General features: G+C 44.5%; 19 protein-coding genes. 8 read left to right on the forward strand and 11 right to left on the reverse strand.

Annotated features, from left to right (window positions below):
- The 3 genes from QUA77_RS03375 to QUA77_RS03385 form a co-directional block, all read left to right on the forward strand.
- Positions 1–265, forward strand: a 265-nt coding sequence (locus QUA77_RS03375; RefSeq protein WP_333449268.1) for a hypothetical protein, incomplete at its 5' end; no start/stop codon positions are given.
- A 291-nt stretch (positions 266–556) separates the two neighbouring features.
- Entirely contained in the window at positions 557–1912 is a 1356-nt protein-coding gene (locus QUA77_RS03380; protein WP_333449269.1) for an ATP-binding protein, read from the forward strand.
- 108 nt (positions 1913–2020) lie between these two features.
- Positions 2021–3397, forward strand: a complete 1377-nt coding sequence (locus tag QUA77_RS03385) for an ATP-binding protein (RefSeq protein WP_333034730.1) — start codon at positions 2021–2023, stop codon at positions 3395–3397.
- A 191-nt stretch (positions 3398–3588) separates the two neighbouring features.
- Here QUA77_RS03385 and QUA77_RS03390 read toward each other — a convergent pair whose 3' ends face one another.
- Complete coding sequence (locus QUA77_RS03390; RefSeq protein ID WP_333034732.1) at positions 3589–4389, reverse strand: ion transporter; 801 nt, start codon at positions 4387–4389, stop codon at positions 3589–3591.
- 25 nt (positions 4390–4414) lie between these two features.
- Here QUA77_RS03390 and QUA77_RS03395 point away from each other — a divergent pair, with 25 nt between their 5' ends.
- The 3 genes from QUA77_RS03395 (at position 4415) to QUA77_RS03405 (ending at position 7538) form a co-directional block, all read left to right on the forward strand.
- Positions 4415–6319 (forward strand): pentapeptide repeat-containing protein, encoded by a 1905-nt coding sequence (locus tag QUA77_RS03395; protein ID WP_333449270.1) that lies wholly within the window; start codon positions 4415–4417, stop codon positions 6317–6319.
- 241 nt (positions 6320–6560) lie between these two features.
- Positions 6561–7118 carry a hypothetical protein gene (locus QUA77_RS03400; RefSeq protein WP_333449271.1) on the forward strand — a complete coding sequence of 186 codons (558 nt, stop codon included), beginning with the start codon at positions 6561–6563 and terminating at the stop codon, positions 7116–7118.
- Positions 7119–7193: 75 nt separating this feature from the next.
- Complete coding sequence (locus tag QUA77_RS03405; protein ID WP_333068257.1) at positions 7194–7538, forward strand: NAD(P)H-quinone oxidoreductase subunit M; 345 nt, start codon at positions 7194–7196, stop codon at positions 7536–7538.
- A gap of 205 nt (positions 7539–7743) precedes the next feature.
- On the opposite strand, the gene QUA77_RS03410 is transcribed toward QUA77_RS03405, so the two are convergent.
- Complete coding sequence (locus QUA77_RS03410) at positions 7744–8100, reverse strand: hypothetical protein (RefSeq protein ID WP_333059072.1); 357 nt, start codon at positions 8098–8100, stop codon at positions 7744–7746.
- Positions 8101–9023: 923 nt separating this feature from the next.
- Between QUA77_RS03410 and QUA77_RS03415 the strand changes: the two genes are divergently transcribed.
- Together QUA77_RS03415 and QUA77_RS03420 are read left to right on the forward strand one after the other, a co-directional pair.
- Positions 9024–11315 carry a protein phosphatase 2C domain-containing protein gene (locus QUA77_RS03415; protein ID WP_333449272.1) on the forward strand — a complete coding sequence of 764 codons (2292 nt, stop codon included), beginning with the start codon at positions 9024–9026 and terminating at the stop codon, positions 11313–11315.
- Between the two features lie 179 nt (positions 11316–11494).
- Positions 11495–12220, forward strand: coding sequence for a glycosyltransferase family 25 protein (locus QUA77_RS03420; protein ID WP_333034743.1), 726 nt, complete (start codon positions 11495–11497; stop codon positions 12218–12220).
- A 249-nt stretch (positions 12221–12469) separates the two neighbouring features.
- Here QUA77_RS03420 and QUA77_RS03425 read toward each other — a convergent pair whose 3' ends face one another.
- The 9 genes from QUA77_RS03425 to QUA77_RS03465 form a co-directional block, all read right to left on the reverse strand.
- Positions 12470–13165: an LPS assembly lipoprotein LptE gene (locus QUA77_RS03425; protein ID WP_333034744.1), complete on the reverse strand. Its 696-nt coding sequence runs from the start codon at positions 13163–13165 to the stop codon at positions 12470–12472.
- 292 nt (positions 13166–13457) lie between these two features.
- Entirely contained in the window at positions 13458–13823 is a 366-nt protein-coding gene (locus tag QUA77_RS03430) for a DUF1823 family protein (RefSeq protein WP_333449273.1), read from the reverse strand.
- 149 nt (positions 13824–13972) lie between these two features.
- Positions 13973–15004 carry a type I glyceraldehyde-3-phosphate dehydrogenase gene (gene gap, locus QUA77_RS03435; protein ID WP_333449274.1) on the reverse strand — a complete coding sequence of 344 codons (1032 nt, stop codon included), beginning with the start codon at positions 15002–15004 and terminating at the stop codon, positions 13973–13975.
- Between the two features lie 451 nt (positions 15005–15455).
- Positions 15456–15767: a P-II family nitrogen regulator gene (locus QUA77_RS03440; protein WP_223300725.1), complete on the reverse strand. Its 312-nt coding sequence runs from the start codon at positions 15765–15767 to the stop codon at positions 15456–15458.
- Position 15768: 1 nt separating this feature from the next.
- A complete protein-coding gene (locus QUA77_RS03445) occupies positions 15769–16740 on the reverse strand; it encodes a sodium-dependent bicarbonate transport family permease (RefSeq protein ID WP_333034751.1) in 972 nt (323 codons plus the stop codon).
- Positions 16741–16949: 209 nt separating this feature from the next.
- A complete protein-coding gene (locus tag QUA77_RS03450) occupies positions 16950–17684 on the reverse strand; it encodes a glutathione peroxidase (RefSeq protein ID WP_333034753.1) in 735 nt (244 codons plus the stop codon).
- 230 nt (positions 17685–17914) lie between these two features.
- Entirely contained in the window at positions 17915–18556 is a 642-nt protein-coding gene (locus tag QUA77_RS03455) for a Uma2 family endonuclease (RefSeq protein ID WP_333449275.1), read from the reverse strand.
- 42 nt (positions 18557–18598) lie between these two features.
- Positions 18599–20461: a tetratricopeptide repeat protein gene (locus tag QUA77_RS03460; protein ID WP_333449276.1), complete on the reverse strand. Its 1863-nt coding sequence runs from the start codon at positions 20459–20461 to the stop codon at positions 18599–18601.
- The gene (locus QUA77_RS03465; protein ID WP_333449277.1) at positions 20451–24545 is read right to left on the reverse strand and encodes a tetratricopeptide repeat protein; all 4095 of its coding nucleotides are present in this window, start codon (positions 24543–24545) and stop codon (positions 20451–20453) included. The genes QUA77_RS03460 and QUA77_RS03465 overlap by 11 nt, the downstream gene beginning before the upstream one ends.
- Between the last annotated feature and the right edge of the window lie 2 nt (positions 24546–24547).

The raw sequence follows: 24547 nt of genomic DNA on the forward strand, positions 1-24547 counted from the left end.
TCTGGCTTTTCGCTCATCTGACTACATTACCATATTTTTCGGCTCTCTGCGGAACTATTTTTTACCTGAATCCTTACCATCCGAAGAAAGCGAATCGGTTGCCGAACTTTCTTTGGCCTGGGCCCTAGTCTTGACAATTGGAGGCTGCAAGCCTCTTGGACGATGGCTAATCCGAACCCTCGAACCCTCGAAGGAGGCCCGTATATTCACTTATAACCTACTCGCGGTTCTCCAATTCCCTTCTATCACTAGAACAATGGTATAATTTATCACAATAATTCGTTATAAATATTAAACATTTTCCGAAAACACGCGATCGCAGGTATATCATGGTAAAAAGTTTACAGCAGAGTTCAGTAAGTTCCACAAAAGCTTCGATCGTTTAATATTGACTTAGAAACAAAATCTTTAGCAGACAATGCTACTGCGATCGGGTTTTCCCATGGGGTGCTGTTGTAATTTCACAAATGAGCAACTACCCGCTACAAATAACCCGTTACGAATTAATAGCAACTTAAGTTGTTCATGAATACAATTTTTAACAGGGGTTTCATCTATGTTTGCTGTGCGTGAGATTAGCTCGGAGTTATCAGTGTTGCATATAGCTGAAATTTGTACTTGGAACATCTCCTTAGAATCAACTCTCCTAGACCTGCCACTCTACAACTGCCAAATTGAATTAACTCAACAGGCAAAAGAAGTAGCCCAGGCTTTTGAACAAAATTCCATGCTTCCCGGCGTCATTTTGACAGAGGGGGGTAATTTTGTTGGCATAATATCCAGGCGTCTATTTTTTGAAAAAGTTAACCGCCGCTACGGATTAGAAATGTTTTTCAAGCGACCCATAGAGGTATTGTACAAGTTTTCCAAGCCAGAACCGCTGGTACTTCCCGGCAGTAAATTAATAGTAGAAGCCGCCCAGGAATCGCTTTACAGGTCAGGAGAATTAATTTACGAACCCGTAGTAGTGGAAATAGCCCCTCAGACCTACAAGCTGTTAGACGTACACCAATTAATGGTCGCTCAATCAAGAATCCACCAATTAACAAATAAGTTACTCCACAAACAAACCCAAGCCAAACTCATCCAAACAGAAAAAATGGCGAGTTTGGGGAGGATTGTAGCAGAAGTAGCCCACGAAATCAGAAATCCGCTGAACTGTATTTGGGGAAATTTAACTTTTCTGCTGTCCTATTTTGAACACTTGCTCCAGCTAATGTCGCTTTATGAAGAAGAATATTCGGCACCGTGTGCCCGAATTGATGCCCTTAAAAAAGAAATTGAATTTGATTTTTTACAAGAAGATTTGCCGATCACCTTAGAAGGGATGGAGTTGGGAGCCTCGCAATTGCTAAAAATAGTTAACGGGCTGCACCACTTCTCTCACATGGACGAGACAAAACCAGCCGAGACAGACATTCACGAATGCGTGGAGATGACGCTGTTAATTTTGAAAAACCGCTTTAAAAACAGCATAGAAGTGGTTAAAAATTACGGCGAACTGCCGCTAGTTAGTGGCTACTCCGGTCAGTTGAGTCAGGTATTTTTGAATTTGTTAGTTAATGCTCTAGACGCCCTGACAGACTACGCAGCCGATCGAGAAATACACACCCAGTGCGGGGACAACTGGCAGCCCCAAATCGAAATTACCACTAAAGTTATAGAAACCGAACACGGCAAGAGGGCCGCAATTTGCATTGCCGATAACGGGCCCGGCATTGCCCCAGAAAATCACAAGCAGATATTTGAAACCTTTTTTACCACTAAACCAGCAGGCAAAGGCACCGGTATGGGGCTGGCTATCTGCAATCAAATCGTCACAGAAAAGCACGGCGGCCAACTGAGAATGCGATCGCAACCAGGTAAGAACACTGAATTTGAAATTCTCCTGCCTATAGTTGGCACAACATGATTAACTCAAGAATATTCTCGGTTGTTCGCTCCTGCGGTGAAATGATAGGGTAGCTTAGTAGTAGGTTCTCATTTCACTTTCCCAGCGTTTCGGCAACTAAAAGTTCCAGTGGCAAATAAATTCAGTTCCAAACTCCTTGGCCCTTCACTCTCCGAAGGCAGCCATCAAGACCTTTCCCTAGAGTCTACCCTCTGGGATTTGCCCCTGTATGACTTTCAGGTAAAATCGAGCTGCTTGGCCGTGGCAGTTGCCGAAATGTTTGAACAGCATCCCCTAGTGCCGGGGGTCGTCTTGATGGAAGCAGGAGAGTTTGCTGGCATGATATCCCGCAGGCAACTGCTGGAATATTTGCTTAAACCCCAAGGCCCAGAGCTCTTTTTGCACCTGCCGCTGAAAGTTCTCTACAGTTACGCTCGCGTCGAAATATTATTAGTCGCAGAGAGTACAACGATTTTGGCAGCAGCCCCGCAAGCTCTGCGTCGATCGCCCGAATTGCAGGCAGAACCGATCGTCGTCCAAATAGACTCCCAATCTTACCGACTCTTAGACCCTAACGCACTAAACATCGCGTACTGGCAAATTCGTGGCATCGAAACTCAAGTCCGCTACGAAAGAGCCCAAACTCAAATGATTCAAAGCGAAAAAATGGCTAGTTTAGGGCGTTTAGTCAACGGAGTAGCCCACGAAATTTTAGATCCGGTAGGCTTTATTTGGGGGAATTTAACCTACGTCACCGACTACAGCAAAAACTTGATGGAGTTGCTCTCAGCTTACGACGCATACTGTACTGACCCCCCACCGGAAATAGCACGGCTCAAGGAAGAGATAGACTATGACTTTTTGCAAAACGATTTCCTCCGAACTGTTGCCAGCATTAAAGCCGGAGCCGAACGGTTGAGCAAGTTGGCAAGCAGTTTGCAAAACTTCTGCCACATCGACGATATTTATCCCAAACCCACCGACTTGCACGCCAACATAGACAGCATACTTTTGCTGCTCAAAAGTCGTTTGACCCGGGAAATCCAAGTAGTGAAAAACTACGGCTACCTGCCACCAGTGCCATGCTATGCAGGACAGCTAAACCAAGTATTTATGAATATCTTGACCAATTCTATTCATACGTTAATTAACGAAGCAGTCGGTCAAGAATTGGCCAAAGAGTTTAAAGGTGGAGGACTCAAAGACTTCGATCGCCAGCCTAAAATTGAAATCACCACTCAAGTCTGCTGTCCCGAACCTGCGGCGGATTTAGACAAACTTCATGTTCGCTGGGTGTCGATTTGCATATCAGATAACGGGCCAGGAATGTCACCTAGCAAGTACAAAAAAATCATTGAATCATTCTCTACGGAAAAACGCGCCCTCAAAGAAACGAGTTTAGCAGTTAGCTATCAAATTGTGACGGGCAAACACGGCGGTGCGTTCAGAATGCGATCGGAGTTAGGCAGAGGCACTGAATTTGAAATTTTGTTACCCTTGGCTTAAAGAAGGAAGAGGGAAGTTCGGCAACGGATTCTGTAACGGATTCTGTAACGGATGTAACGGATGTAACGGATCTCAGGAAGAAGGAAGAGGGAAGAAGTTACAGTGTATTCCTGATTTATGAAGTATAGGACACGGCAATGCCGTCTCCCTACCCATTATCTGTACTGCACTCAACAGTCAACACTCAACAGTCAACCATTCTCTAATTGACTGCCGCACATTTTACAAAATCTAGCATTAGCATCGTGTACAGACCAACCGCAACCTTTACAAACAGCTTCTCCGTGATTAGCACTTTTAACTAAGTGTTTAATCAAATCCCCCAATTGCCAAGGAATTAGAGCAATTCCCGTCAAAATCATCAAAATAGTCAGAAAACGACCGGATTCCGAAATCGGAGTAACATCGCCAAATCCCACGGTGGTCATGGTGACAACCGAGAAATAAACAGCATCCAAAAAAGTTCCAAAACTTTCGGGATTAGCCGGATGTTCGACTTGATAAATTAAACCAGAATAAACAAAAATTATTGCCAGCAAAGTAAACAAAATTCGAGCAAAAATCACCCCATCTTCGCTGCTGATGCGGAAAATAGAAATTTTTAATTCCAGAAAGCGGATGAGTCGGAGAATCCTAAACCAGCGGAAAATTCGGATAAAACTAACGTTGACAAATCCCAGTAAAAATGGTAATATTGCCAGCAAATCAATAATTGAAAAAAAACTAAAAATAAATTTAACTCGATTTTCGGCACACCATAGTCGCAATAAATACTCAAACACAAAAACAACTAAAAGCGCTGTATCGAGAGTTTGCAAATTAATTCTAACAGTTTCCGAAATCGGGTAAGTTTCGGCGATGAAGCTGGTCGAAGATAAGAGAATTAGTCCGGTAAGAGTTAAATTGACGGTTCTGCCAATTGGGGTTTCGATGTCTTCGAGATAAAATCCAATTTGCGATCGGGTTAACATAGATGAGATAATTAATACCATTTATGAGGTAAGGGAATTATCGCATATGAGTATCGAATTAACTAAGGGTGAAAGGTTCAATCTTTCTAAAGAAACTCCTAATTTCAGTAAAATTGCGATCGCCCTGGGGTGGCAAGTCAGCCAGACAGCCCAAAACTGCGACATTGACGCATCTGTTTTTATGTTAGCGGCGGACGGTCGCATTCCCGATGAAAAGTATTTTGTATTTTACAACAATCTGACATCGCCGGACGGTTCGGTGCGGCATTCGGGAGACAGCAGGAATGGACAAATTGAGGGAGATGATGAGACGGTTTATCTGGATTTGAGCAAAATTAATTCGGCGATTCAGGAAATTGTGTTTGTGGTGACTATTCACGACGGACAGGAAAAAAATCAAAGTTTTAGTCAAGTTGAAAATGCTTTTATCCGGCTTTACAATTCAGAGACTCTTAGCGAATTGGTTCGGTACAATTTAAATCAGATATTTTCGCAAGAAACGGCTTTAGAATTTGGACGTTTGTATAAGAAGAATGGCGAATGGAGGTTTCAGGCCGTAGGACAGGGATATAATGCTGGGTTGCAAAGTTTTGTAGATAAGTATTATGTTGAAAATGCGGTTGAGAAAAGCTCGAATGCTGATGAGAAGGTTGATGATGCTGAGGTTGTGAGGCGGTTTAGCGATCGGGTCGATCGGTTATTGCGCGAAGAGGCGATCGAGGAGACAGCGATTCCAGCATCTAGCGAAGCGGTAGAACAGTCGGCTGCTACTGCTGCGAATGCGGATACTGCGGAATCTGAGGAAGAGGCAAAAATAGATGATTCTGCACTAGAAAATCTGGAACCAGCGATCACTGCTGAAGATTTTTGGCAGCGGTATAATAACAAAGAACGAAATTTTACTGGAGTTAATCTAGCAGGAGTAAATCTGAGCAGAACAGTCCTGAGTCAGGTCAACTTTAGTAGGGCTAATCTAAGCGGTGCAGAACTTTCTGAAACAAACTTATACTTTTCTAACCTGAGTGAGGCAAATTTATGTCATGCAAACCTTCACCAAGCCAATCTCAGTTCAGTCAACTTAGAAAAAACACAATTACTAAATGCAAATTTAAGTGAAGTAAATCTGTCTAATTCAAACCTAAGTGAAGCTAATCTGAGTGGGGTAAATCTCAGTAAAGTTCATTTGTTATTGGGGACAAACTTCAGCAGGGCAAACCTCAGTAAAGCAAACTTAACAGGGTTGAATTTGAGGGAAGCAAAATTGATGAAGGCTGATTTGAGTAATGCAAACCTAAGTGATACTAACCTATTAAAGGCAAACCTTGAAGGGGCAAACCTTGAAGGAGCAAAACTTCAACAAGCACTTTACAACGCACAGACTGTCTTCCCCAGAGGCTTTGACCCTGTTAAAGCAGGTGCTTGCTTAATTGATTCTAATGCTTCACTGCAAAGAGCCAACCTAGCTGGTGTTGACTTGAGTTATGTCAACCTGAGTCAAGCTAACTTGAGCGGTGCAAATCTAAGTAATGCCAATTTGGATCGTGCAAACCTCCTGCAAGCTAATTTGAGTAACACCAACTTAAGCAGAGCAATTCTGAGTAGCGCCAACCTCATTGCGGCAGACTTGCACGGGGCGAATCTGAAAAGTGCACGAACAGATTCTGCAAATTTTAGTGGTGCTAATCTGACTAAAATTAATTTGGTTGGTGGAGAGCTTCACTGTAATCTAAGCGGGGCAATATTAAGTGAAGGAAATCTCTGTGGAGCTAATCTTAGTTACGGCAATTTTAGTGGAGCCGACTTAACTTCGGCAGACTTGCGCGGGGCAAATTTGCAGAATACAAACCTAGAAAAAGCCAACCTAAAGGGAGCGAACCTAAGTGGGGTGGTAAATCTGGAAACGGCAAAACTCGCAGGCGCAATTATGCCAGATGGCACAATTCACGAATAAATTCGATCGCCAATATTAAACAGCAAGATGGACAATGTATTTGTTTCAATTTAACCGAAAGTCCGCCAGGGAATGAATTCCCATGCTAATAGTAAAAGTCTTCTGAAGAGGACTAATGAGTTCTTCAGTCATCATAGCGAGGACTTTTGCTATGAGGCAGGGGTTTAAACCCCTGCCGGACTGAGGGAAATAGCGTTAAATTGACACCAATGGTGTGCATCGCCTTCCATAAAAATAAAGTATGATGAGTGTGAAATATCAAATACATAGATTGTCGATGAATGAATCGGACACAGAAATAATAGCATCTACCCTCAGATGGATGACGGAGTTTGTCGAGTTACCGCATCCAGTTTTCAGCGATTTACCGATTTGTCCCTTCGCTAAAAAGGCACGCTTGACCAATCAAATTTTATTCAAAATCGAGCGGTTTTCAGCCCTGACTGAGTTCGATCGCGATTCTGCCATAATGAAATCCATTTATGAATTTTACAATTCGGAATTTGAAATCATGGTAGTAATTAATCCCGAAAAAACAGCAATTAGTGCGCCAGAAACTAAAGAATTGATAGACAAACTCAATAATCAGATTTCAGAATTGGGCTTGCTGGCTTTTCACATCCATCCCGAAGAAGATTTTAATATTGACGGGCTTCATACTAGGAGGATGCCGTATCCGGGCTTCACGGTTCAAGTAAATTCTAAGCTGAAGCCAGCTTCCGATGCTTTAGAGAAAACTGAATATTACAAAAATTGGACTGCCGAACAACTAAAATATTTCGGGATTCCGAGAAATTGACGATCGCCCGCCCTCCCCGCGCATCTCTGTGCCATTACAATAAACTCAGCAAAAAATCTTTACACATAAGAACTCATGCAGCTTAAGTCAACAACCCGGCATATTCGCATATACACCGCCATCCTCGAAGATAACGAACTCGTACCCAGCAACGACCTTTTGACCCTCGACATTGACCCAGATAACGAACTTAACTGGAACGACGAGTCAGTCAAACAGGTATATGCCAAATTCGACCAACTCGTAGACGCATACGAGGGCGAAGACTTGACCGAGTACAACCTCCGCCGTATCGGTTCGGAGTTGGAACACTTGGTACGATCGCTCCTCCAAAAAGGCCAAATCAGCTACAATCTCAACAGCCGCGCTGTCAACTACAGCATGGGATTGCCTCAAGTTGATTCCAAAGTTCACCTGTAAGGGCGATCGGGCGATCGGCATTTATGTCAACTTAAGATTGAAACCCATAATAAATGTCGCTTGTAGCTGAGTTTCGATCCCTCCTACTTCTCTTAATCAGGGGAGTACGGGGGGAAAAGAGGGTTCTGTTTTGTCTCTCGCTTTGGGGATTTAGACTTGGATATAGAGGAAAGGTGGAGATGGGGAGAATTGGGAAAATCTGCTTTTATTCTTCTTCCTGCTTGTTTCTGACTCCTGACTCCTGACTCCCGGCTTCTTCCTTCTTCCGACTGCGATCGGACTTCTCCCCCGCCTCCCCAGCATCAACCGGAGAATTTGGAACGCGATCGCGTTCCAAAAACTGTTTAACTGCAAGTTGGCGGTTGGTCATAAACTGACCCCAAGCGCCGGGAAACAGCCCATCCAAGGTTTCCACCAGCGCCCAAACCTCAAGATTCATCACTTTGTAATAAAAACTGTGAGAATGTTGAATGCTAGTGAGTATTTCGTCTATTTCAACAGCAGGCGGCAGCTTCGGATCGGGCAAATTCTTGGGAAAGGCGCTGGGCTCATGTGGGGGCATGGTTAAATACTCAACAGCTTGCAGAGGCCGGTCAGTCGATTTTAGATTTTAGATTTTAGATGGACTCCACAGATGAATCTGGGGGCTTGAACTAATATCTAATTTTTTTTGCTCTCCACGACTCCTGTCGGGGGCTTGCGTCCCTCAGTAGATGTGAGATGTGAGATTGTCGATTTTATACTTTAGATGGACTCCACAGATGAATCTGCGGGCTGGAACTAATATCTAATTTTTTTTGCTGTCCACGATTCGTGTCGGGGGCTGGCATCCGTCAGTCGATTTTAGATTTTAGATTTTAGATTGACTCGACAGATGAATCTGCGGGCTTGTATCCGTCTTTGGGTAGGGTTAAATTTAACTTCTGTTGCGAAACTAGGGTGCGAGGCACAGATGACCCTTCGCGAGAAAACCGACAATTGATATTTATTTATACCTGTCGGCTCAGGTGATTTCTACCTAGCAGCATCATACCATTATAGTTAGTCTAAAATGTCAATTCCCTTGAGTGCTGCGATTTCTTCGGAAATGGCCACTATCAGGAATATGCTGAAAACAGCGTGATTTCAAGCCGAGGACTTGGGCCTCGCGCGATCGTCTAACTCTGAAAGCTCCTAGCAAAATTCATCGGCGGGTTAACAAAATGGTAGACTATTTGTGTCAGTACAAGACATTAAAACCTACCCCTGGACTGGGGGAAAGTCACGCCTAAAACATTGTCAGGAGATATCACTACGCACACAACAGTGGAAACGTGGTGAGCCCGGGAACCTGAAAAATCAGGATATTAGGACTGCGAAGTCTTAAGAATCTCCGTCTGTTGAGAAAGCGGGGGTGTCAAATAATCGCCACGTATCAACCCGTCGAGGTTCAATCGCTAAAATAGTTCAGATCAGCACGCTTGCCCAAAGGCGTCAGGAACCCTTATGCAAAACTCTGTGGCAAAACACTACTTATGGGCTTTAGGTGAAGGGATCAAAGGGTGTAAGCCAGGCGATCTGATCGCTGGTCGCTACTTGGTCAAGCGCGATCGACTTCTTGTCGATACTCAACCCGAACACTTGCCAGAACTGCCCGATGAGATTCCGAGTGTTGTCACTCCTTATCTGAGACTGTTTGCCTATCAGTTGCACGTACCTCAAGTATACGGCCTGGTATCGTCCAAGATGAGCAAGCTATCGGGAGATATCTGGCTGCTGGAAAACGGGCCTATTTTGAAGGTGACGGAATCTTTAATGCCGGAATTGGCCGACTCCTGGAAAGGAGCGGCAGCGATGCGCCAGCTCAATTGGCTGTGGCAAATGGCCCAGTTGTGGCAGCCGTGTATCGCTCAGGGCGTGGCTTCGACGCTGCTGACTCCGGAACTGCTGCGGGTGGAAGGGCAATTGGTGCGGTTTCTGGAATTGCAGCCCGATCGCAAACCGCCTCATTTGTCGCAGTTGGGCAAATTGTGGCAGCAGTGGCTCGAAGATGCTCACCCAACTATTGCCAATTTTTTGAGGCAACTTTGCCAGCAAATGGTTGCCGGTCAAGTGCGCCACGGCGAACAACTGATGGGCCAATTGGATAAAGCTTTGGCAAAATGTGGCAAATTGTACGATCGTCACGTTGAAATTGCCACGGGCACGGATGTAGGCAGATCCCGCGCTCACAACGAAGATGCTTGCTATCCGCCCAGCGGTACGCTGTTCGCAGGAAAGCCTGGTGCGGAAGCTTGCGCGATCGTCTGCGACGGTATCGGTGGACAAGACGGCGGCGAAGTCGCTTCGGAAGAAGCAATTGGTGTGCTGCGCGATAAGTTGCAGCAAATGCCCCTACATCAAGCTAATTGGGACCCGTTGAGCCTGACTTCCAAGTTGGAACGGGCGGCTTGTGCTGCTAACGACAAGATAGCCAGTCGCAACGACAGCGAACACCGCCAAGGCCGGCAGCGGATGGGAACTACCCTAGTTATGGGTTTAGCCCACATTCACGAACTCTACGTCGCCCACGTCGGAGACAGTCGGGCTTACTGGATTACCCGCACCGGCTGCTATCAAGTTACTCTCGATGATAATGTGGCTTGCCGCGAGGTGCGTTTGGGCTACTCTCTCTACCGGGATGCTTTGGAACAAGTGGCCGCCGGAGCTCTGATTCAAGCTTTGGGGATTACTTCGTCCAACACTTTGCACCCGACTGTGCAGCGTTTTCCCGTGGATGAAGACTGCGTTTTGCTGCTTTGTTCCGACGGTTTGAGTGATAAAGACCGGGTTGAGGAATGTTGGGAAGCGGAGATTTTGCCAATTCTCGACGGTAGCATTAATTTGGGTAAGGCGCGCGATCGACTGATTGATATTGCTAATACTAGAAACGGTCACGATAACGTCACTGTTGCTTTAATTCACTGTCAAGCACATTTGAGGGAAGACGGCAATACTTTTACAGAACTGTCTGTCGCACCTTTAGATACGCCGATCGAACTAATTTCCGACAGCGAGGATTTGCCAACGGATTTGAATGAGCCGACAAGCCCTGGCGATGGGAATTCTGAAGGAAAAACGCAGTTGTTACAGCCGGAAAAAAGCAAAAGTTTATTTTCGCTGCTGCTGAAAATTTTATTTTTATTAGGATTAGGGGGTGTATTTGCTTATTTTTTCATCCCTCCGGTGGGTCGCGCGATCGATACTGCCGGGGAGTCGATTTTCGGGAAACGGGGTTTAATTAATGCTGGAAGGACGCCGGAGAAAACAGTTGAATCTGTAGCTTCTCCTGTCCAATCTTTAGAAACAGGAGCGTTTATAGAGATTAAAAGTTCTGCGGCTGGGGAAGTGGGAAAAGAGGGCGATCGCTTGGATTTGCGAGGTGCAATCGGTGAGTTGACTGTCAAAGGAACAGTCCCAGCCGGCAGCGTTTTGCAGGTGACAAACAAACAGCTTACGCCTCAAGGCAATTGGCTGGAATTGAAAGTTTGTTCGCTTCCTGAAATAGTGCGATCGAACTCTCCGAAACCCGAGTCAAATAAAGATTTTTCTACTGTTTCAAAACCGACACTGAATCCATCTCCCGCTGTGGCAACTCTCTCGCCTTCCCCGGCAGTTAAGCCAACAGTTGAAGTAGAAAGCGCCAAGCTGCAACCGGGGGAAATCGGATGGATTCAAGAACAAGCTGCTGTTTCTAAAGTAGTCTCTAACCTAGTATTAAACCCAACTCAACAGGGGAAATGCGTTGCTTCTGACTGAAATCCAAATGCTAATTAAACTCTCATTGCTAGATTTTGCAGAGGGGATTTGAGTAAGTTTGAGAAAAAGGAAGATACCTCTTGCTAAAGATGGAGGAATTTAAGGCAGACAGAGACTTAAATTGAAATCGGAGTCCAGCCAGCCGAAGATTTATCAAATTCTTGATGCCAGAGCGAACTATGACGAAAATCACAGACTATTTCCAGGGAGTTTATGCGGTAAATCTACCTGAGAGGAAAGATCGACGCCAGCTCATAGTCAACGAATTAGAGGAAGCAGGAATGCCCCTCACGCCCCATAAAATTGAGATATTTCCCGCAATCCGCCCCGACGAAGCTGGAGGTTTCCCCAGCATTGGGGCGAGGGGATGCTTTTACAGTCACTTAGCTATCCTCAAGCAGGCAAAACAGCAGGGATTGAGCAATATCCTGATTGTAGAAGACGACCTAGAAATTTCACCAAAGTTAAGAGCACACCAAGCTGTTATCGTCGAACAACTGTGTCAGCAAGATTGGGATTTCGTCTACTTCGGACACGTCGAAGAGATTGAACAAAAGCCTCCTGTCGCCCTCGTGCCCTTTTCTGAGGAGGTGATGACAACTCATTTTTACGCTGTAAATGGCAGGATTTTCGATCGCCTCCTGCGGTTTCTGGAAGAACTGCAACAGCGACCTCCGGGACATCCCGACGGCGGCCCGATGCACCTCGACGGAGCTTATTCTACTTTCCGAGCTCAAAATCCTGATGTTGTCACCTTGATTGCTTCTCCAAACCTGGGGTGGCAAAGGAGTTCTCGTAGCGACATCTCTCCTAATGCCTGGTTTGACCGTGTACCTGGGGTCTGGCAATTGGCAGGTGCAGCAAGAACAACCAAAACATGGCTGAAGCGTAGCCTTTCTACTTAATTGAGTTCGAGTTTAAAATAGTTTACTCAGCTCGAATCTGTGAGCACAATTGTCCGGAAAATAATTAATACCAAATCCGGGTTTATTACTCCCTTGATGAAGGAGGGGGTTGAAACCTTTTAACCTCAAACTATACAAATAAAGTCTGCCGGAGTTTACGCGACACGACGTAGGCTCGGACAGAGTAAGAGATCCAGGAAATATTTATGCCGGATTTGGTATCAGCATATTTGATAGGATGCTTGATTGCTAACCTAATTTCTTAGATACCTCTGCAAGTTTAGTCACCATTTGTGAGACGGCTTTGTCAACTGCCGCGCTCAAAAGTGACTCTTCATTGCTGCTGCCAGAATTGCCGCTGACACCTCTGACAGAAATATTAGAATCGCTTTGATCGGCTTCTCCTACTGCTTTGGCAGTGGCAAGAATATCTCCCGAAGCTGTACCGATTAACCGCACATCTATTTGAACGGTAGCTTTGGTTTTTTGTGAACCAGCGCCGATTCCCATGAAACTGCCGCCGCCGGATTGTTTGTCGATATTAAACTTGGTAATGGTGCCGATGAGCACGGCGTCAACTCCTAATTGTTTGCCAATTTCGGCTGCTGTGCCGGCATCCATCGCACCGCTGCGGTTTTGCTGTTTGAGCACTTGTTCGAGTTTGCTGCGATCGACTACTGTATAAGTGCCGTTGTTGACGAGTTCGTTGATTAGCAGTTCGCTGATGCCTTTGGCGGCGCCGACTCCCCGGTAGGAAGTGTAATAGCTGTTGGTGGTGCCGTAGTCGAAGTCCATGACGACTAGGCGCTTTTTGGCAGTAGCTTGGGCGAGTTGGGTTGCGGGTTGGGTGGTGGCTGGTGTGGCGATCGCATTGACTGAAACGCCTGCTAGCATTAGGGTAACGAGGGAAATGCTGGTTAAGCGAGATATGGTGGTTGTTTTCATAAAGCTTACCTCACAGTAGTTTTGTGCCGACTCTAGGATACTTTACGGAACAGCCCGATGTCAGGGTTGGGGGTGAGGATGTTGAAATTGGAGGTTTTTAGTGTTTTTTGACTTTCAACAGGCTTAATTTTGGTTAATTAACCGCAGAGGACGCAGAGAACTCAGAGAAAGAAAGGAAGAGTTTAATCAAGGTTCCAATCCTTAATAGGGATTTAGGCGTTTTCCTGCCAAAAAATCTCATATCTCTGTACTGTAACGGTGGCAACAACCGCACAGCCATCCAAAATTCCTCTTACACCCCAGATTCGATAAAACCCATCAACCAATTAGCCATCGTCGCCCTGCGAGTCTGTCTCGGCCCAAATTCCCCAATTTTATAGCCTTTAAAGCCCAATTTTTCCTTCAGCAACTGCTTGTTTTCTGGAGGGGTCGATCGAGTCAATTTCACTGTCGCGGGCCTAGAATCGATAAAATCGGGCGGTTCCGGGTACTCTTGCCGCCACTCGGCTGCAACACCTGCACTTTTCCACTTGCCAGTCTCGGCATCCCAGCGGTAGCCCAGATACTGCCAAACTAATCGGTTGACGGCAGCATCGTCGATTTCTTCGTTGAGAATAGCCCAAATAGTTTCGTTATTCAGCGGTGGTAATTCAGACATGAGCGCGATCGAATCGGAAATAAAAAAAGTTTAACTCACATTAAATAATATTATCAGAAACGGGCAAGATGCCCGTTCCACAAAAAATCATAGGAATTTGTTTGTGGGGTGGACACGCCAGCCCGCCCAAAATGCCACACCCCAAAAAATTAATTATTCAAAATTCCGTCTTTCTCGGCCATAGACAGCATTAAGTCAATCACCCGACTAGAATAACCCCACTCGTTGTCGTACCAGGAAACCACTTTGAAAAACTTTGAATTCAGTTCAATTCCCGCACCTGCATCGAAAATGCTCGATCGCGCGTCGCCCTGAAAATCTGTCGAAACCACTGCATCCTCAGTATATCCAAGAATGTTTTTGAGTTCGCCCTCTGAAGCTTTTTTCATTGCCTCGCAAATTTCTTTATAGCTAGTTTCCTTCGCCGTTTTGAAAGTAAGGTCAACTACAGACACGTCGGGAGTTGGCACGCGCAAAGCCATTCCCGTCAATTTTCCTTTCAATTCTGGCAAAACCAAAGTAACAGCTTTTGCTGCACCGGTCGAAGATGGAATAATATTTTGAGCCGCACCGCGTCCTCCCCGCCAATCTTTTTGGCTGGGGCCGTCTACAGTTGGTTGAGTAGCTGTCATTGCATGAACTGTAGTCATTAAACCTTCTTCCAAACCGAAGTTATCGTTGATAACTTTGGCAATTGGTGCTAAACAATTTGTCGTACAGCTAGCATTAGAAACAACCGTATCTTTTGTCGGGTCAAATTTGTGGTGGTTGACGCCGACTAGAAAAGTTGGAACTTTTTCCGGGTCTTTTGTCGGTGCTGAAAGTATTACTCGTTTTGCTCCCGCCGTCAAGTGTTTTGATGCGCCTTCAAAATCTGTAAACAATCCGGTAGATTCTACAACATAATCTGCGCCGGATTTACCCCAGGGCAATTCGGCAGGATTTCTAATCGCTGTACATGGGATAAAATTGCCGTCAACAACAATCCCATCTGGTTTGCTTTCAACTTCGCCGTCGTAAATGCCGTGGGTGGAGTCGTATTTGAAAAGATAAGCCAGGTTTTCTGGCGAAACTAAGTCGTTAATGCCGACAAATTCGATGTTGGGGTTTTTGATGCCGGCACGCATGACTAGCCGTCCGATGCGACCAAATCCGTTGATGCCAACTTTTAATGCAGCCATGTTTAAACTCCTATTGAAAATCTCGTTAGTCGATCGGGCGATCGCCTGTTGTGGCTTAGAATTTACCACGCTAACGGATTTTGGCAACTGATTCTTTTCTATCTCTTAAGAATTCTGAATTCTGCCCTGGCTGGGAAGGGCAATTAATCCTGAAATGACCGCTGACTAATGGCTAATGGCTGCTTTTTGTCAAATTGTAAAAGTGCTACAATAGACAGAAATTATTTTCAAAATTGCCTTTTTAAAATCACGCTAAAGTAATAATAAAAAACTTATCCAAAAGCCGAAACGGATTGGCCTTATCACCAGTGGCGATTGTCGGAACCAAAGCCTAGGATTAAAGTCGCAGATACGCGCAAGGACACGGCAATGCCGTGTCCCTAAACATATGGTGTAGAATCTATGTGTAGCTCAATTTTTCCGCATTGGTATAATCACCAATAACTAATGACTACCCGACGCACCTAGTAATTAGCAATTCCACCGCATCTGAAATAAAACACGACCCACCAAATTTATTGAGCACGGGTCTAATGTTTTCTGCAACTGCTGAAACTTGAGCTGGGGAACAAAAAGCAAGCACATAAATGTTATCCAGCGCCGTCATTGATGAATCACGGGAAACGTGATCCCTAGTGCTTTTTCCAGCGACATCACGAATCACCGAATAACCGGGTACGCCTGCTTTATCTAAACCGTCTAAAATCTTGCCGAGTTCTACTGAGTGGGCTATGATTTCTACTCTTTTGACTGACTCCATCATCTCACCTCCAAAACATATTGATTCCGTATAGATACAGGGGAATGCCTACAATGATATTAAATGGAAATGTCACTGCTAAGGCAGTTGAAATGTAAAGACTTGGATTCGCTTCGGGAACAGTTAGGCGCATGGCTGCTGGTACTGCTATATAAGAAGCACTCGCGCACAATACGGCAAACAGCAAAGTGTCTCCCTGCGGCATTCCGATTAATTTGGCTATTACCAAAGCAATTACTGCATTGACTATCGGAATTAGGATTGCAAAGCCGATCAGAAAAATTCCTGCTTCTTGCAAATCTTTAATTCTGCTAGCGGCAACCAGCCCCATGTCTAGCAAGAAAAAAGTCAGAACTCCGTAAAACAAGTCTTGAGTAAACGGACTCATAACTTCCCAACCATGTTCTCCTGTCAGTACGCCCATAATTAGGCTGCCAATCAGCAGAAAAACTGAACTGTTTAGGAATGCTTCTTGCAACACTTCGGGCCAAACTATTTCGCGTTTTCCTTCTTCCCCGCCAAATATACTGACTAGAATCAGACCAACTATAATTGCTGGGGATTCCATTAATGCTAGCGCGGCTACCATGTAACCGTCAAAGTCGATCCCCTGTGCTGTGAGGAAGGAGGTTGCGGTGATAAATGTGACGGCGCTGATGGAACCGTAGGTGGCTGCGATCGCCGCGGCATTGTAAGAGTCGAGTTTTATCCTCAGTATGAAAAAAGTATAAATTGGTACTAGCATTGACATCAGCATCGCTGCCAAAATTGTCAGGGCGATTTGCTGGTCAATTCCGCTTTTGGACAGTTCGACGCCACCTTTAAATCCGATCGCAAACAGCAGGTACAGCGAAAACAGTTTGGGGATGGGCGCTGGAATTTCTAAATCAGATTTGAGAAAAATTGCCAGCATTCCCATGAAAAAAGCTAATATTGGGGGATTTAAGATATTTGACGATACTAAACTCAAATCCACGATCGGTCACTCCCTTTTCTTGCGTTTTTAATATTACTTCCCCAGTAATTGTTGCACGAGAATGGATCAATAGACCGATCGAACTTTTTGACTCCGAAGCTTGATTACGCTAAATACCCTCAAATACGGCAAAGCCGCACAGTACGCACCGTACAACGAGTAAGGTGTGCACTGTGCGCCCGCAGGCTAAGTATTGTTGTTTAACTTAACTAAGCAACTGCCAAATAAGACTCTAGCGCTTCGGAACCACCGATCAACTTGCCGTCGATAAATACTTGCGGCACAGTTGTAGCCCCAGTTACAGCCCGGAGCGATCGAGTTGTGATATCTCGACCCAAGACGATTTCTTCATAATCCAAGCCCTTTTGACTCAGCATTGCCTTAGCCTTAGCGCAGAAGGGACAGCCCATTTTTGTAAACAGCGAAACTACCTTCGGCTTGGCTGCTGCAGAGTTGATGTAGTTGAGCATCGTCTCGGCATCGGACACTTTGAAAGGGTCGCCCGGTTCCTCTGGCTCAATAAACATTTTTTCAACCACGCCATCTTTTACCAGCATCGAATAACGCCAAGACCGCTTCCCAAAGCCTAAATCTGTTTTGTCTACCAGCATTCCCATGCCTTGAGTAAACTCGCCGTTACCGTCGGGAATTAACGTCACATTGTCTGATTCTTGGTCTTTGGCCCACTCGTTCATCACAAAGGTGTCGTTGACGGAAATACAAACGATTTCATCTACGCCGTTTTCTTTGAAAACTTTGGCCAATTCGTTGTAACCGGGGAGGTGCGTGGACGAACAAGTGGGAGTAAAAGCTCCTGGCAGCGAGAAGACTACTACGGTTTTACCTGCAAATATATCATCGGTGGTGACATCGACCCACTGGTTGTCTTTGCGAGTGCGAAAGGTGACTTTGGGTACTCTTTGACCTTCTTGGTTCGTCAGCATGATTTTAAATTTTTGGGTACTTGGGTTCAATTCCTTTGCTTATTATAGCGTACTCATAACGAGTATGAGTTGTCAAGGGGAGGCGAGTTTTTTTCTCGGACTGGGGCGCGCGCGAGCTCAGTTCATTGTCTTTGCGACGATAGTTTGAATCATAGTCCGAATCAATCTCGCGGCGCGCGCGAGCTCAGTTCATTGTCTTTGCGACAGCTAGCAGATTTAAAACTTGCTGTTTAAGTAGGTCGGCAATTCTGTCTCCATTCCTTTGCTGCTGCTAACGGGTGAGGATTTTTTACACATTCTGTCAACATATCGATATTAATTCCCGGTAGCAATTCGCTTTGTGTGATTAATTCATAACCGCAGTTGGACACGAATTCAACCGGATTTTCTTCTCGCAAATGGTAGATAGAAAATCGGTCATTTCGCCAGAACCAAACCTCTCGCACATTCAACCTTCTATACAGTTCTAGTTTATTGATGCTGCCACTGGTAACAATCACTTCAATTACCAAATCTGGAAATTCTTTATCTGTGCCAATACAGTAAGCTTCATCCGGTTCCGTACCGCCACTTTTTTCCTCTTGTCGCAGAGTTGTAGACCCAAAAGGAAAATATTCGATGTCAGCTTCTACAAAGTAAATTTCCAGCAGATTTCCAATGCCAGTTTTGCGACTTTCATGGCGGCGAGAAGGCGACATAATTTCCAAAACTCCATCTAAATAAGTCACTCGATATCCCGCCGCATCTCCTATTCGATTTAGCAGTGTTTCGTATTGTTCCCAGTTGGCGCTATCGGTAATATAGCGATCTTCAGGATCTTGGCGTTGGAGTGCTTGTTCCTTAAGTAGCGTATCTAGCTCGCTCGTCAGCATCGGTATTACCTCCTTACAAGTTGTTCTAATCTTAGCTCAACTTTATTCCCAATCAAACTGCCTTCCCAAATATTCCTCTAATTCCTGATTGTAAGGTCGGAAATAATCGCTCAACCTGTCGCAAACCGATTCATTTACCCGCTGATAAGAACCAGGATTAGCATTTTGGTACTCAGACAATTGATATTCCGGCAAATCTAAAAATTCTAAAACCTGCTGGACTATAGCCGCCGCACCTGCATAAAAATCTTCACTTTTCAAAATTAACAACTGTTCTCTAGGAAAGAAAGCCAGCCAGTTTTTAATAAATTCTATGTACCTACCGCGAGCTAAATAATTCCCCGGTTCCTCGCCGATGATGTATTCTGGATTTTGACTCAACCGTTCAATTTCATCGCTAATTACCCGATCGAGCGATCGCGCTTCCCAGTTTAAGCCAGTCAAGCGGTAAAATTGAGAAATCGCCCGATCGACCGGATTTCGCAACAGTACAATCAGTTTAGCCTCTGGAAACAGCCTGTAGAGCCGTTCCGGTGCTTCCCGAGAGTCAAAATAGCTCGGACTTGCTTCGCCCGTCAAAAATTGCTCTCCCGGAGGCATTGGCGGAAAATGAGCCAAATACCAATCAATTCCTCTGTCAAAGTGCCACGAAAAAAAATCCATCTCCTTTTTAATCGGAGTCAAAATTTGCGGGTGTTTGGATAAATAAGTATACAGAGAAGTCGTCCCGCACCGCTGAGAACCAATAATTATAAAGTTAGGAACTTTGACTGATTTTAAGTTCCAATTTTGTATAACAGGCATCTTGCCTGTATCTGCTTGTGGAACAGGTATCTTGCCTGTTCTCTTACTAATAAGAGATGCAAAACTTTGTTTGTAACTGACAGTTCGATAAAAATCAATCGCCTCTGGAACTTTACCTTGCCTCGTTAAAGCTTCTCCCAAATTCAGATAAGGCCAAAAAGCCTCCGGTTGAGCTGCAACAACTTCGCGGCACAAGTTCTCAACTTCATCTAGCTTGTTTTGCCTAACAAAAACTTCCCACAAATTGTAATAAAACCACCAAGGAATATCGGGATTTATTTCTATAGCTTGGAAAAATGCCGCCGCCGCTTCCTCCCAATATTTTTGGTGGCTCAGAACAGCACCTAAATTATAATAAGACCAGCAATCATCGGGTTTTTGGGCGACAGTTGCGCGAGATGAGGCTAATGCGCGATCCTCTTCGATGGCTGCGCTAACGCACTTTTCTTGCTGCTGCAACAAATCCTCTAATTTCGCGGAACTTATTGCACAACTCGGTATATTTGTCAATAGCAACTTGTAAAGAATTATTGCGCTCTTTGGGCGATCGTACTTGGCTAAATTCTTTCCTAACTGCAAATAAAACTCCCAATTTTCCGGTGTAATTTGCAATTGAGATTGTTCTAACACTAAATTTAAATCCGACTCTGTTTGTCCGAGAGCGTATCCCAACTTCTCGTAAATTCCCGGCAAATCTCCGTCAATTTCAATAGCTTTTAAATACGTAGCGATAGCTTCATCCCACTGTTTTAGCTTAGTTAAAGCATCGCCTAAATTGCAAAAAGACCAAGCAAAATCCGAGTTGAGTGCAATCTCGCAGCGGTAAGCAACAGCAGCCTCTTCCCATTGCTGAAGTTTCAGCAAAGCATCGCCCAGGTTGTGATAAGACCAAGAAAAATCTGGATTTAACTCAACAGCTTTTTTGTAAGCAGCGACAGCTTCCTCCCATTTTTCAAGTTTCTGCAAAACATCGCCCAAACTGTGATAAGACCAAGAAAAATTAGGATTTAATTCAATAGCTTGTTTGTAAGCAGCAACAGCCTCATCGAACTGACCGCTTTCTTGCAGGGAATTACCCAAATCGTGGTAGTCATTGTCCATGCAAAACTCCTGCAACAGTCATTAATTTTTCCAGCGAGTTCAAATTCAACTGCATATCTTTATGTAAGGGTTTGATCGGAGTTCCATCATCAACCAAATCGCCAATTAAATAGTAATGTTCCAAACCGCATAAATTGCTAATCATCCAATAACAATACGGAACGTAAAGGGGAGAAAAAATCTCAATTACCTTAGTTCCTGGACTGCAAAAAACTAGATTAGTCAATCCCCCTCCGTGAGGTGCGACAACGACTTTAGCAGCAGCCAAACATGATGCTTGTTCCGCTACAGACATTGTTTCCAATTTGACACTGCGAAACCCAAATTTTTCTAAGTATTTAATTACTTCCTCATCGTTGACGATTCGCCTATATGATGCTTGTTGGCGGCTGATATAAATTCGCTCTGAATAGTCTGTGTTTAGTGGCTGTTGTTCCTTTAAAAATGTCTGTTTGAGGTATTCACACTTCCATTTAGAAACAGCTCCCGATCCGTTATAAGATATTGAGGGAACTATTAATCTATCTGCTGTAATGTGTAAATTGCAGCGACTTTCTAAAAGTTTATCTTGAGAAATTCCTAAAGTATTTAAAGTTTCTGCTTGATAGGAAGAATCCGAGGCATTGACAACAAACTTATCTATAGTTTCTATCAATCCGCTCCGCTGCAAAAGGTCAAATCGCGTAATCACATCAAACATCCAATGAAAATAAGCAGCTCCCCCCCAGCGAGCAGATAAAAAAGCTACATTTCCATCGACGTGTTCAGCGGGAGGCAATTTGTCGGAAGTGATTACCAATTCCGCACAACCCATTGAAATGTCAGCAACAAGTTTATTTTCTGAAGTAATGACGGCGCTAGTCACAACATCTGCCCAAGCTCTTCCTTTTGGCAATACGGCAACAAAAGCTTTTCTTGAATGACTTTGATGTTCCCAGAATCTACGGCTGCTATCGATTGTTTTGGAATCAGATAAATTGATTTGACTCGCAGGATGGATGTCAATGCAGGTGAGGTTAGGATTGGATTCTGCTGCAACGGTCAAATCTTCTGTAAATCCACAGTATTTTTTGAGAATACTTAAGGGTAAATTTTGATTACTGCATTTTGCCCGATCGCTCTCATCGCCTTCTCCTTGTTGTTCCAGAGCATAACCTATATTATCGTAAGCTTCAAACAAATCGGGTTTAATTTGCAGGGCTTGAACTAAATTAGTGATTGCAAATTCCCACTGCTGTTTTGCAAGGAAACTCAAACCCAATCCTTCGTAACACCAGCAGGATTTGGGTTCAAGATTGATGCCTTTTTCGTAAATGGCGATCGCCCTTTCTAATTCCCCTTGATTCCGCAGTGCATCACCCAACTTTTTGTACAGCCAACTATGATCGGGTTCTAGCTCAATAGCACGCTCAAAAGCCCCTGCTGCTTCAAACCAATTTTCTTGTAATTCCAGAACTTCCCCCAAACTATTGTACAGCCAACAATCATTGGGGTTTAATTCAATAGCTTTGCGGTAAGCCGCCGCCGCTTCTTCCCAATTTTCCCGTGCAACCAAAGCCCTACCTAATCTCTCGTAGGACCAACAGAAATCGGGATTGAGTTCAACTAACTTGTGGTAAACAACAGCAGCTTCCTCACACTCAGAAAGCTCCATCAGCACATCGCCTAAATTGTTGTAAGTCCAACAAAAATCTGGATTTAACTCAATAGCTTTGCGGTAAGCAGAAGCGGCTTCCTCGTGTTGCTCAATCGCCTGCAAAGTTTCCCCCAAAAAGTGGTAAGCCCAACTAAAATGAGGGTTGAGTGCGATCGCCTGTTGGTAAGCTGCCCTAGCTTCGTCAAATAGTTCTTTCTTTTGCAAACTTTTACCCAACTTTTGGTAAGTTAAGTAGTTGCCAGACTTTATTTTAATAGCTGTTTGATAGCGGGCTATCGCCTCATCCAAATAACCGGAGTTCGTCGCAATATCCCCCAACTTTTCCCAACCCAGAGACAACAGAGTTTGCTCTTCGCCCAAACTTTGATTGCCGATTTTTTTGACAATCAGTTGATAGCCTTTATGTACAACTTCTAACTGACTTCCAAACATCTCCAAAAAAACATCTATCCCAATTTTAGTATCTTGCTCCGGGCTGTCGGGAAACGTAAACTCGTAATCATCAAAAATCATCAATCCCCCAACTTTCACCAACCTCCAAGATAAAATCGCATCTTGCAGAGCACTGGTAGGTTTGTGACAGCCGTCAATGTAAGCAACATCGTAATATTCCGAAGCCAAATTAATTAACAAATCTTGAGAGTAACCTTCTAATTCAATTACCCGATCTGCTGCTCCCGTTTTAACAATATTGCCCTTAAAATGTTGTTGAAAATACAAATCAATACAAGTAATCTTTGCCGTCGGATGAGTTAAAATATTATCCAGCAGCCAGCAAGCAGACATTCCCTGAAAACTGCCGATTTCCACAACTTGAAAATCCGCAATTCCGGTAAATTGCTGCAAATGCCGTTGCCAAATAGGAATATTGTGGGTAAACCAATCTTGGGTAAATTGATAATCTTTCGCGGCACACTCAGGCCAACCCCTCAATTCGCTCGCTTTTTGGTGGCAAATAATTGCTTCTTCTAATTCCCCTAATTGCGGTAAAATATTTCCTAAATCGTTGTAAGGCTTAGAATTTGTCGGCTCGATTTCTATTTGGCGGCGGTAAGCGGCAATTTGTGCGTACAACTCCTGTTGTTTCGCCCGAACATCATTGAGTTGGGCGACAACTTCTGCAGCATTGGGTTCAATTTGCAGTGCCATGCTATAAAATACGATCGCACCTTCCAACTGCTTCTGTTTTGCTAAACTATTGCCTAAATTTATATAAAATTCTGCTCCATCTAACTCAATTCCCAGCAATTTGTGGTAATTTTTCCCGCTTGCAAGTACCTCAATAGATTGACAATAAGTTGCGATTGTGCTGTCTAAACCCGATTCGCTCCGCTTCCGCAAAACATATCCCAACCGCTGATTAATTCCCGTCAAATTCGGCTCCATCTGAACCGCGTGCAGGAAAGCAGCCACAGCTTCATCCCAGGATTGTTCGCAGGTGAAGGCTATTCCCAAATTGACATAAAACCAAGGAATATTTGGATTTATTTCAATAGCTTTGCGGTAGCAACTAATAGCTTCGGGCCACAGTTGTTTTTGAGCCAAAGCGTCCCCTAAGCAATTGTATGCCCAGTAAGAATTATCATTGATTTCCAGAGTCTGACGGTAACATTTAATGGCTGCATCAAAATCCTGTTTTTGCGCGAAAACATTACCTAAACCCACGTAAGCACGAGCGTATTTTGGGTTGAGTTCGAGGCTTTTGTTGTAACAGGCGATCGCCAGATCGAATTCTCCTCGCTCCGCCCAAGTTTTACCCAAACTGTGGTAAGATTCAAACGAATTTGGATTGATGGCAATGGCTTGTCGGTAATTGGCGATCGCCTCATCCCACCGCTTCTGACCAACCAGCATTTCTCCCAAATTGTGATAAGCTGTTGCTAGGTTGGGATTTAACGCAATTGCTCGCGAATAACATTCAATAGCGCGATCGAACTTTCCCAATTCAACCAAACTATTTCCCAGAGTGACGTTTTCCTCAGCAGTTGCCCAATTCGGCTCGATATTAAAAGCTTGATACCAACAGTCTGCCGCCTCTTCTCGCTTCTCTAACTGCGTCCAAATTCTCGCCAACTGCCGATAAACAGCAGCAAAATTCGGCGCTAGTGAAATTGCTTTTTCACAATTGGCGATCGCCTTTTCCCACTGTTTCCCCTGAGAATACAAACTGCCGAGATTAGCATAAACTTCCGGCAAATTTGGATTGCGATCGATCGCCGATTCATACCACTGCTTAGCTTGCTCGATTTCACCTCGAACCTGCATCACCTTTCCCAGCGTCTGGCAAGCTGCAGCCAAATTCGGTTCAATTTTCAACGCTGACTCGCAAGCAGCAACTGCCTCATTCAACTTTCCTTCGGCTAAATAAACTTCTGCTTGCCGACTCAAATCAACCGCTGCCTTTTCCATCTTCTCAATCGAGGGCATAA

This window comes from Microcoleus sp. K5-D4, from assembly GCF_036704575.1.
Taxonomy (GTDB): domain Bacteria; phylum Cyanobacteriota; class Cyanobacteriia; order Cyanobacteriales; family Microcoleaceae; genus Microcoleus.